8 protein-coding genes and 2 pseudogenes are annotated in these 7,609 nt (G+C 55.7%); 1 reads left to right on the top strand and 9 read right to left on the bottom strand.

Features of this window, described 5'->3' with window-relative positions; all coding sequences use genetic code 11:
* From IQ254_RS28050 to IQ254_RS28080, 8 genes and pseudogenes are all read right to left on the bottom strand, one after another.
* The coding region (locus IQ254_RS28050) for an ATP-binding cassette domain-containing protein (protein ID WP_193969448.1) at window positions 1-304 on the bottom strand (304 nt) is incomplete at its 3' end.
* Complete coding sequence (locus IQ254_RS28055; RefSeq protein WP_193969449.1) at window positions 305-1,177, bottom strand: ABC transporter permease; 873 nt, start codon at window positions 1,175-1,177, stop codon at window positions 305-307. It abuts the gene before it with no gap.
* Window positions 1,177-2,049, bottom strand: coding sequence for a class I SAM-dependent methyltransferase (locus IQ254_RS28060; RefSeq protein ID WP_193969450.1), 873 nt, complete (start codon window positions 2,047-2,049; stop codon window positions 1,177-1,179). Before IQ254_RS28060 ends, IQ254_RS28055 begins: the two co-directional genes overlap by 1 nt.
* A 70-nt stretch (window positions 2,050-2,119) precedes the next feature.
* Window positions 2,120-3,070: a hypothetical protein gene (locus IQ254_RS28065; protein WP_228041176.1), complete on the bottom strand. Its 951-nt coding sequence runs from the start codon at window positions 3,068-3,070 to the stop codon at window positions 2,120-2,122.
* A gap of 127 nt (window positions 3,071-3,197) precedes the next feature.
* Window positions 3,198-3,848: an acyltransferase gene (locus tag IQ254_RS32835; protein WP_313887592.1), complete on the bottom strand. Its 651-nt coding sequence runs from the start codon at window positions 3,846-3,848 to the stop codon at window positions 3,198-3,200.
* Between the two features lie 215 nt (window positions 3,849-4,063).
* Entirely contained in the window at window positions 4,064-5,698 is a 1,635-nt protein-coding gene (gene pheT / locus IQ254_RS28075; protein ID WP_193969451.1) for a phenylalanine--tRNA ligase subunit beta, read from the bottom strand.
* 40 nt (window positions 5,699-5,738) lie between these two features.
* Window positions 5,739-5,861 (bottom strand): hypothetical protein, encoded by a 123-nt coding sequence (locus IQ254_RS32240; protein ID WP_255527038.1) that lies wholly within the window; start codon window positions 5,859-5,861, stop codon window positions 5,739-5,741.
* A 489-nt stretch (window positions 5,862-6,350) separates the two neighbouring features.
* A pseudogene (locus tag IQ254_RS28080) lies at window positions 6,351-6,875 on the bottom strand (Dps family protein).
* A 212-nt stretch (window positions 6,876-7,087) separates the two neighbouring features.
* Between IQ254_RS28080 and IQ254_RS28085 the strand changes: the two are divergent.
* Entirely contained in the window at window positions 7,088-7,342 is a 255-nt protein-coding gene (locus IQ254_RS28085) for a hypothetical protein (RefSeq protein ID WP_193969452.1), read from the top strand.
* 32 nt (window positions 7,343-7,374) lie between these two features.
* Here IQ254_RS28085 and IQ254_RS28090 read toward each other — a convergent pair.
* A pseudogene (locus tag IQ254_RS28090) lies at window positions 7,375-7,609 on the bottom strand (inositol monophosphatase family protein); the annotation flags it as partial.

The following is a 7,609-nucleotide window of genomic DNA, read 5'->3' on the forward strand; positions in this document are numbered from 1 at the left end:
CCCCTACCCGGCCCCGCATTTGAATGAACCCCGCATCGGGGGCGTAAACTCCGTTCAAGATCCGCAGCAGGGTCGTTTTGCCGCTGCCGTTGACCCCCATAATGCCCAGGGCTTCGCCGCGTTTGAGGCTAAAGCTGACATCTTGCACCGCCCAAAACTCTCCCTGGCGCAGCACCTCCGTCTTGACCTGGCGACCCAGCAGGTTTTTGCCAATGTCGCGCAGGCCATACTTCATGGACTGCTTCAGAGTCAGACCAAACTTCTTAGAGACGTTTTCCGCAACGATAGACAGCTCTTCTTGCATCTACAAACGCTCCGCCACTTTATCTTTTACCAAGTAAAACATGTGAATTCCGGCCACCAGCACCAGTACCGCCACCAGGCTCGCCAGCATAAAGCCTAGGGGGCTAGATACACGGCCTAAAATCAACAGACTCCGGGGCGTGTCCACTAGGTAGGTCAACGGGTTGAGCCGCACAATTTGCTGTAGCTGAGGATTGGCAAACTCGGCAGAGTACACCACTGGGGTAATGTACATGGCCAACCCCAGCAGGTTGATAAAAATTGAGGTGATGTCTCGCGCCACCGAACCAACCACCGCCAGCATCAGGCCAAAGCCAATCCCCATCATCACCAGAGGAACGACGGCCAGGGGGTACATTAGCCCGCTCAGCGCAGGCCACAGCTGAAACGCCAGCAAAATAATGAACAGCACCGCAATGCTGACCAAAAAGTTATACAGCACGCTGGCCATGCCGGTGACCGCCAGCCCAATTTTAGGGATATTGGTGCGCATGATCAGATCGGAGTTGCCAATCAATCCATTGGCCACGGTGGTGGTGGTAATGGTCAGCAGGCTCCACAGACTGGTGCCGACAAACACAAAAATTGGGTAGGGAATCTCTAGCTCACCGGGATTTAAGATGCCGGTGGAGTTCATAAACACAAAGCTGAGGATGCCCAGCAGCGGCGAGGCTAAAATCCAAAAATAGCCAAAGATCTTTTGCCGAAAACCCGCCACAAAATCTCGCACAAACAGATGCCAGATGGCGTGACGGGAGAAGTACAACTCCCTAAAAGCTAGTTTTACAGACCCCACCGGCCAGAGAGATTTTTCTCCCGCCTGGTAGGTACGAATGATCTGACTCTGCCGTTCAAGTGACCGCTGGCGTCGCATTAACCCGCACTCCTAGCCATTGATGGCTTAACAGCAACAAACGTATAGAGTCTACCCGGAGTTTGGTCTACTGCGTTACGAAAGTGAGCCAGTTGGGGCAATAGCCAGCGACCCAGGGGGTGCCTGGGGTTAAACAGCCCGTGGGCCAGCCCTGGGCCAATCAGTTTAGCCACTGGCTTTGTGCAGTACTCGTGCCACTGATCTAGCGTCATTGGGAAGTAGTTGATGGGGGAGTCTAGGGGAGCTAGCACCTGACGCATTTGCAGTCCGGCTTGTTCTAGGGCGGAGAGGTACTCAGTCAGTAGATAGGCATGTTCACCGCCGTAGAACCGGTGCAGGGGGTGAGAATCTAGAAACGCTTGCAGGTCTTCGGGCTGGCTGATGACATGCTCTCGGGTGGCAATCATCACGCCCTTGGGCTTGAGCACGCGATATATCTCTCGACAGGTCTGCTCCAGATTGTGGGCGTGGTGAAGCGCCTGGCGGCAGTTGACCACATCAAAGCTATTGTCGTCAAAGGGCAGCCGTTCTGAATATTCGCTGACCACCTCGATGGGTAAGCCGCTCTGTTGGGCCAGTCCGTGGATTGCCCCGGCCCCCACCAAGGGGCTGGGGTCGGGCTCTAGGGCTGTGACCTGCCAACCATCGTAGGCCATGGCATAGCTACCAATGCCCCGCCCCGCCCCCAGGTCAAGGGCTCTGCCGGGGGGCGGGGGCAGCAGCACCGCCGTCGCCTGCCACTCGGCGCTCTGCCAAAAGCGCTGGGCCGCCTCAAACAGGGGGTCGTCAAAATAGCAGGCCTGAACTAACCCCTGCTGCTCAGGCTGATCCCGCAGCCACTGCACTGATTCTTCCCAAGTCATTTGAGCCATTGTTTTGACCGATTGTTTTGACCGATTGTTTTGACCGATTGTTTGCTAAGAGGGCCATGTAACGGAGGGGTTAAGCCCCAAGCTGGCGCAGGGTGGTGGGGGCTTCGGTGATGACATCAATTACTGGCAGGTCTAAAATTTCTTGCAATCGACGCTGCCCAGAGAGAAAGTTGAGCTGATGGTTGGCATCGCGCGAGTCACGGAAGCGCGAGTCGAGGTAGGCCGCTTGGGGCGAGAGCGCGGTCAGTCTACCCAGGCGATCTTGGCGCACAAAAAAGAGGTTGTTCGCGGCGGTGTTTGACCCTACCAGGGCGTAGCCCTGGCTCTGGGCCAGGTGGTGAAAAGCTTGAATAGAGGCTCCCCAGTACAGGTTGGAGTAGTGCGCCTGCTGGCGCTGAAATGTCTCGCTGTAGGGCACCGATATGGCATGGTCGGGGCCAAAGACGCTATTCCATTCAACTACCACGATGACGGGGTTAACCACACTAATGCGCTCCCAAACCCAGTAGTCATTACCGTCGATATCGACGCTGAGAATGCCGACATCGCCGTAAAACCCGGCATCTTTGATCAGATCGTTGATGTTGTCGCGGGTGATCCAGGCGGTGACGGCAGTCAGATCATGCCGCCAGTACAGATCTTGGCTGCGCACGAAGTTGATGTACTGCTCACTGCCATCTAAGATGAGCCCGCGCCAGTTGTCGTTGCAGAGTAGAAATCGGGTGTTAGATTCGACGTAGTTTTGGACGCCAAACTCGATAAAAATCTGCTCGCTACGACTAATGCCAGTCTCTCGAATTAGGTACTGAAGAATGCCGTCTTCACCAAACTGAGAAAAGACTTTAAATTCGGCATCATGGATAGAGCTGAGGGGCGCTCGACTGGCATTACTCAGCGCGATCGCCCGCCCCTGGAGCACCAACAGATCATCGATTCGTTTTGACTGCTCGGCTAGACCAGAAGACAGTCTGCGCTCAACTTTTTCAATCGCTTTCTCAATTAGATTATTTATAGAAAACACGATCACTTTTAAGATCTAAACGACATATTTACAGGGATATAGGGTTAACTCGAAACCTCAACCCTGGCATTCCAAATCTAAGTATCTGACCATAGACTTACTTTTTTGAGCCGCTGGCCCAAGGTTTTTAGGTCAGCTGCCCAGGCTGCAAAACGGCTGATAAAGGCGTAAGAATAGGCGAGATCTGGCAGCGGTACAGCGTTTGGGGGGGCACATCTTTAGTCACAACGGAGCCTGCCGCGATTATACTTCCTTGGCCAATCGTAACCCCCTTTAAAATAGTGACGCCAAAGCTAATCCAAACATCGTCTTCTATGACGATCGCTGACGAAAACACCCCCGGCAGCTGTTTCGCCGTGGTGGGGTGGCCGCGCTCAACGATATGGCGGAAATGCCGATGACGCTCCGCCGCGACCCTGGAGTGGGCCGTGCCGTCATGGATGTTAACATCATGGGCGATCAAAACGCGATCGCCGATGGATATCGACTCCATTGACCACAGTTCAGACCGCGCCCCAACATAACACCAATCGCCAATGGTGATCTGGCCACCGTGGCCGTAGGTCAGCAACTGTCCCCGAATGTGGGAGTTTTGCCCAACCACAATGGCGTCTGGATCTGCTGCCAGGTTGCTGATGATAGCCTCTGACATTAATACCGAGCCTGTACCCAGTCTGCACAGGTGGTCAGGCTGGTGCCTTTGTTCTGTCTCTAGCGCCAGCTCTCGAGCCAAGGCCCTCACCGCCTTACGCTTAATTTTTTGGAAGAGCTGCTTCACAGACCATTATCCTGCGTGAAAACTACTGAATCAACATGAGATAGCGCTAATTATTCACTATATCAACCCGAGTAAGGGCAAGCCTAGCAGAGCATTTTAAGGGAATGGCTCAACTCAGTCGCCCATCAGCCCGGTACGAGGCCATACCAAATCCAAACCACCTACCCCCGATTCCATCAAGACCAGCCTGTAGGGGGAATCGGGGGTGACTGCCTCTACAGGGGGCGATCGCTAGAGGTTTGAATCAAGCTCGCAGAGCAGTCTAGCTCCCCGGCGCACACCGGCTCCGGGAACGAAAAATACTCCAGCACCTGGGGGTGAATTTCGCCAAATTCGCCCACGACTTGCCCATCGATCAGCACCGTTGCGGCCCGCCCTGGAATGTAGTAACGGGCCTCGCCCACCGCCAGTTCATAGCTCAGCCCCAGGGCCTTGAGCAGGGTCTGCATATAGGCCTTGGCGGTGGTAAACGAGGCCCGTGCGTCGAGGCTGGCAAAGGCCCAGCCCTGGCTCTCGCGAATGTCGCCTGTGGGTGTGAACCGCAGCACTTCGCCGGTTTCGTAGATATTGATCGGCTTGGGGGCGTTGATATTGCGGGCCAAAATATCGAGCAGCCCGGCCTGGAGGGTAGTGCGAGTGGCACTATAGGTGCGACTTTTGGCGTTCCCCGTTTGCACATAGGGGGCGGCAAAGAGGTCGAGCATGTCGGGGTCGGTGAGCACAAAGCTTTTGACCTCCATCAACTGCATGCGCTGGGCCAGATCGCCCACGCGAAACATCACCTGGCGCAGCGGGTCTGCCGCCCCCAGGTGAAACTTCACCGCCAGGGGCTCGGCCTGGAGGCTCTCGATGCCTAGAGCCACCAGCAGGTCGCCAGCCAAATCGACCTGGCTAAAGATATCGGTGCGGTAGGTGGGCACATGCACCACATCGGTACCGCTCACCACCAAATCCATGCGGGAGAGCACTTGCCCCAGGCTGGTTTTGGCGATCGCAGTGCCCATGATTTCATTCAGATACTTGGCCGAAAACTGCACCGGGTAGCGGGCCAAACTGGGCGTTGCGATCGCCCCCTCGGGAGCCACAATTGCCACCGTCTGCACCTCGGCCCCGGTATCTAAGAAGTTGTGGGCCAAAATATTGGCGGTCTCTTGCACCGTCTTAGCCAAAATGCCGGTGACATCGATCAGCAGGTTGCAGGTGCGATCGCTGACGTCCCCCACCCCCGCCGCATTGATAATCGGCGGCATCGACAGCACCGTACCATTGGCGTCGCGCAGTACGGGGACCTGGTCACCTGCTGGAAGCGTATGCCCGTAGGCTTTACCCGCCGGATGCCGGTGCAATATCTGGCGAGCCGTCATCGCCTCGGTGCCCTGGAGCGGCACAAAGGTCAGCTGATCGAGCGAGGCGGCACCGTAGGTGAGGTCACCGTCGATTTGGTCTAGATCGTAGACGCCGATGGCAATTTTTTTGCGCTGGCGACCAAAGGTCTGGGTCACCTTTTCTTGAAACTGCACCAGCACCGCTAGGCCCCCATTTTGCAGGTCGGCCCCACGCACCACCAGGGCGGCAATGTGGGGCCGCAAGGGCAGCACCTCGGGCAGCACCGTCACCTGGCGACCGGAGGCAGGTAGCGCATCAGGCACGGTGCGGGCCTGGCCATTGTAGACATTGATGGCGCGGGTAAAGCCCTCGGCGGCTAGCAGGTCGGGGCGCTCGGCGGTGACTTCGACCTCCAGGGTCTGATCGCCCAGGGTGGCGTCAAGGCCGTAGTCGAAGGCCTGTTGGGCGAGGCGATCGGCGGGCGTGGAGGGGCAGGAATACGCCTCCAAGGCACTAGATCGCATTTATGCGCTCACGGCTGGGCAGCTTTGCCTTAGCCAGTGCTTAGGCTTTCAGCTGGTGCATCGTTACAACGACCAGGGGTTTGAGCAACAGCACCAGCGCGAGGCCAGATTCACCGTTGCAGACGTGCAGGTTGTAGTCAACCAACCTGAGTTTTTTACCCAAGGTCAACCCTACTTTGCAGGCATATAATCCCAGGCTAGTACCCAAAGGCTGAAGTATGCCTACCGTTTCGGATCGGTTTGCTCCCTAGCTCCCCTGCCCCCCTGCTATTGGCAATAGTCACCCAACTTATGCCGCAGTCTACTAGGCACAACTGCCCTATTTCAGGAGCTTATACGAAATCCTGTTTGAGTAGCCCTGATTCAGATCATGAATCTTGTAGAAGCATTGCACTGCAAAACCGGGTGGATAAAATTCGGTATTAACCCACTGGGGTCAAGCAAAATACCCCACTTCCAGGCTCTTGCTAACAAGAGGCCAAAAGTGGGGTAGATGCAAGGGGCAAAAAACGTAAGTCTAGACGTTTAGAGCTTTGCCCCAAGCGTCAAACCTTAGGTTGTTTACCCCCTACGTCGCCCGGCAGACCTAAGCCCTCAGACGACGTAGGGTTGGCGTATTAGGTCAAATCAAATAGCTCTCGCTTATCGGCATCTAGCTAGCGACCAATTCCTTATCGCGATCGCCGCTAGGTTCGAGAGCTTCACCCTCTACAAAAGATCGCAGCATCCAGGCCATTTCTTCGTGATCTTCCATCAGACCGGTGAGAAAGTCAGCAGTACCTTCGTCATGAAATTCGTCAGCGGTCTAGTCAACAGCTGTGCGCAGATTGCAAATGATTTGTTCGTGATCCATCACCAGACGCCGCACCATTTCACAGGCGTTGGGTAGGTCACCGGGGTGCTCTTTTAGACTGGTGTGCTTGAGAAATGCGGCGGCGGTTCCTAACGGATAGCCGTTTAGCATGCGCACTCGTTCGGCAATAGCATCAATGCTGGCTGTCAGAGCTTCGTACTGTTCTTTCCACAGCTCATGTAAGGTGCGAAACTGGGGGCCAACCACATCCCAGTGGTATTTCTTAGTTTTGATCAATAGCAAATAGGCGTCAGCCAACACCTGGTTGAGAATGCCAACGACACCCTGGCGCTGCTGATCAGATAGACCAATGTTGATACTCATAGACTGTTGTTTTCCTTTCGTTGTGTCGTGCTATAAACTCATTACATCGCAACGGCCTCAAACTATCATCTGCCTCCTGTGGGAGTTGGCGGCTATAGAAGGTCTACCTTCAGTGTGTTTTAGCGTACCGAGTCTGCCATAGGTTAGATGTGAGAAGTAGCCAGTGGTGGTAGATTTTTGTTGTTTGTTAACAGGCGCTATCGAAAAAACCTATGGCAAGTTCGTCTCCATTGACCGGTGTCGTGCTGATCGACTGCGCCCGCGCTAATGCGAGCAAGGGATTGGCGATCGCAGCCCAGCAGTGCGGCTACGGCGACGACATCGCCACATTTCAGGCGGCGCTGCGCTCGGCCTGCCACGATATGGGTATCTCAGCCAGTGAACTGTCTGATCTGGTGGCCGACGAGGCCACCTGGCGTCCCCAGCCTGGCATTGAGATTTCTCCTGAAAGCCTCGACAAGCTGTAGCCCAATCTCGACGGGTGAGGTCATAAACAGCATTAGCTTCGATTGGCCACGCCCTTGACCAGAGGTCGAAAGACATCGACCAGAGGGGCCTGGGCTGTGGCCAGGGTGGGGTAGGGGCGACGGCTGTAGTCTTGGCCGATTTCTAACGGAAACGGTGGGACATCATCCAGCGGCACCCAGGTGGCTCCGGCGGCCTGCACAATCGCCCACACTGCGGCAATATCCCAGATTTTTGGGGTCGCTTCTACCGCCCCAATGGCCCAACCC

The organism is Nodosilinea sp. LEGE 07088 (assembly GCF_015207395.1).
GTDB lineage: Bacteria > Cyanobacteriota > Cyanobacteriia > Phormidesmidales > Phormidesmidaceae > Nodosilinea.

Coding starts and splice junctions, on each gene's coding strand:
- IQ254_RS28055 (WP_193969449.1), bottom strand. CDS start 1,177: ATGCGACGCCAGCGGTCACTTGAACGGCAGAGTCAGATCATTCGTACC.
- IQ254_RS28060 (WP_193969450.1), bottom strand. CDS start 2,049: ATGGCTCAAATGACTTGGGAAGAATCAGTGCAGTGGCTGCGGGATCAG.
- pheT (WP_193969451.1), bottom strand. CDS start 5,698: ATGCGATCTAGTGCCTTGGAGGCGTATTCCTGCCCCTCCACGCCCGCC.
- IQ254_RS28085 (WP_193969452.1), top strand. CDS start 7,088: ATGGCAAGTTCGTCTCCATTGACCGGTGTCGTGCTGATCGACTGCGCC.